Origin of the sequence: Thioalkalivibrio sp. ALE23 (assembly GCF_000378545.1) — a bacterium.
Lineage (GTDB): Bacteria > Pseudomonadota > Gammaproteobacteria > Ectothiorhodospirales > Ectothiorhodospiraceae > Thioalkalivibrio.
On record NZ_KB900073.1, the window covers coordinates 1 to 1,826 of the forward strand.

The 1,826-nt window shown below is 61.2% G+C and carries 4 protein-coding genes and 1 pseudogene; all 5 read right to left on the minus strand.

All coding sequences use genetic code 11. The features are described from left to right. Nucleotides 1-437 (minus strand): annotated as a pseudogene (locus F573_RS14505) (ATP-dependent helicase); the annotation flags it as partial. Then, nucleotides 434-583 carry a hypothetical protein gene (locus F573_RS15160; protein ID WP_019023090.1) on the minus strand — a complete coding sequence of 50 codons (150 nt, stop codon included), beginning with the start codon at nucleotides 581-583 and terminating at the stop codon, nucleotides 434-436. The gene F573_RS15160 and the pseudogene F573_RS14505, both read right to left, overlap by 4 nt. Further along, nucleotides 583-873 (minus strand): hypothetical protein, encoded by a 291-nt coding sequence (locus tag F573_RS0113870; protein WP_019023091.1) that lies wholly within the window; start codon nucleotides 871-873, stop codon nucleotides 583-585. Before F573_RS0113870 ends, F573_RS15160 begins: the two co-directional genes overlap by 1 nt. Nucleotides 874-990: 117 nt before the next feature. Then, entirely contained in the window at nucleotides 991-1,332 is a 342-nt protein-coding gene (locus F573_RS0113875) for a hypothetical protein (RefSeq protein ID WP_019023092.1), read from the minus strand. Nucleotides 1,333-1,412: 80 nt separating this feature from the next. Beyond that, nucleotides 1,413-1,826: hypothetical protein (locus F573_RS0113880; protein ID WP_019023093.1), on the minus strand; the 414-nt coding region annotated here is incomplete at its 5' end.

Here is a 1,826-nt window from a genome sequence, read left to right on the forward strand (position 1 = left end):
CCCAGGCCCTTGCGCGTTGTTTCCGGCACATGCTGCGGCCCGATCTCCCGGTCGCTTGACGCCATGTACTGCTGGACGGTCTCCAGAAGGATGCGGATATACCCCGGCCCCCGATCCTTCAGGGCCTTCACGGAAAAGACCCGTTGGGCGTCCGCCGCCCGCGGTTCGCGAAGCTGATCCGCATTCGCGAATCGGCGACCGAACTGCCGGAACGCCAGGGCATGGGTGGTTTTGCAGGTGACGTTGGACGGGAACCGTTTACGGGCTTCGGTTTCGATGGCCTTGTTGAAGGCGACATAGAGGATCTTCCGGTTCGGGTTGGCGCGCGCCCGCATTTCCAGGGTGGTCGTCTTCGCCGCCCCGGACAGCGCATTCACCGCCAGATCCCGGTCGCCCCGGGCCTCGATCACGGCCTGCTGTTCCCGTGTCGGTTTCACTTGCCCTCCTTCGCCTCCGCCATAGGGCCGTCTTCACGACGGCCAAACCACTCCAGCACGCGCTCCCGCACCGAACGGATCAGGGCCCGGCGCTCGGTACGGCGCTGCATCTTCTCGAATTCCTTGACGAACTTGCGATTTTCCATCAGTGGATTGCCTGTCTACCCTGGTTGCGGATGGCTTTCGGCACCTGCTCGTCCATCTTGACGGTCAGGGCCGTGGTTCGGGCTGTATCCTCTTTCGTCATGTGAAACAGCCTGTCCGCGTATTCACTGCCTTCTTGATCTGGCAGAAACGCCGTTGTGACTCGTGCTTTAATGCTGCCCGGGTTATGGGAATCCTCCACAACGAATACCACGCGCTCGGACTCCGCATCGGATTCCCGAATCACGAGCACCTGACCGACATCATCAAACTGAAACGTCTTGCAGAACACTTCACCTCCTTTCGTTTTTCTTCATCATCGCAAATCTTTTTCGGAACGCAACTTCTTCAGATGCGCCCGAGCATAAAAAAGCCCGGTGTTCCAATGGAACACCGGGCGTTGGTTCTGTCATGCGACGTCGTCGTCGATCGCCATCATCCGGGCGTGCTCGATGAGCTCACCCATCCGGCTCCCGAAGTCGAGGAACGCCGCGCCGTCATCGAACTCGGCGAGAACCACCTGATCGTCCGCAAGGACGACAAAGGCCATTCCGCCGAGATCCACCCAGACCTGGCAGTTCTCCGACCGCCAGGACCGATTCTCGATGAACTCGGCCTGCGGGAAAGCCGACAGCGTTGCCGCGGCTTCCTCCATCGTCTTCGGCATCCCCCGGGTGATCCGGGGGTTGGCTCCCGACTCGGGTTCGCCGGTCATGCCGAGCCGCGTCTTCAGGTCTTCATAGTTTTCCATGGCTTCCTCCAACAACGGCGGCCCCGACCCGGGCCACCTGACATTGACAAACCCGGGGTCGCGGGTGTTTGCAACAGGAATCAGGCCGCCGAAACGGCCTCGGATTCCTCGGTCGCCTCCGTGGTGCCGTCGCCATCGAAACGAAGGGACCGGACCAGGTCTTCAGCCAAGGCACGCGCCTCGTCGAGCCCGACGATGCAACGCTGCGTAATACTAGACCCGCTGACGCTGACCTCTTCGTAATCGCCCAGGGCGTTTTTCTCGAAGATGGCCGCGTGAACGTCGAAGACGTCCCCGTCTTCGACGTTCTCCAGGCTCCGGAGGTCTTCCTTGGCCTGCCGAACCATGCTTCGCTGGATCGCCAGCCGCTCCAGTTCCGGTTGCTGCTCCAGGATCTCGCCCATGGATTCAGGTAGCTGGTCTTTGACCCACTCCTCGATCTCGTCGAAGGAGCTCATGGTCGGAGCGATATTGCCCCCGAACCGTTCGTCCAT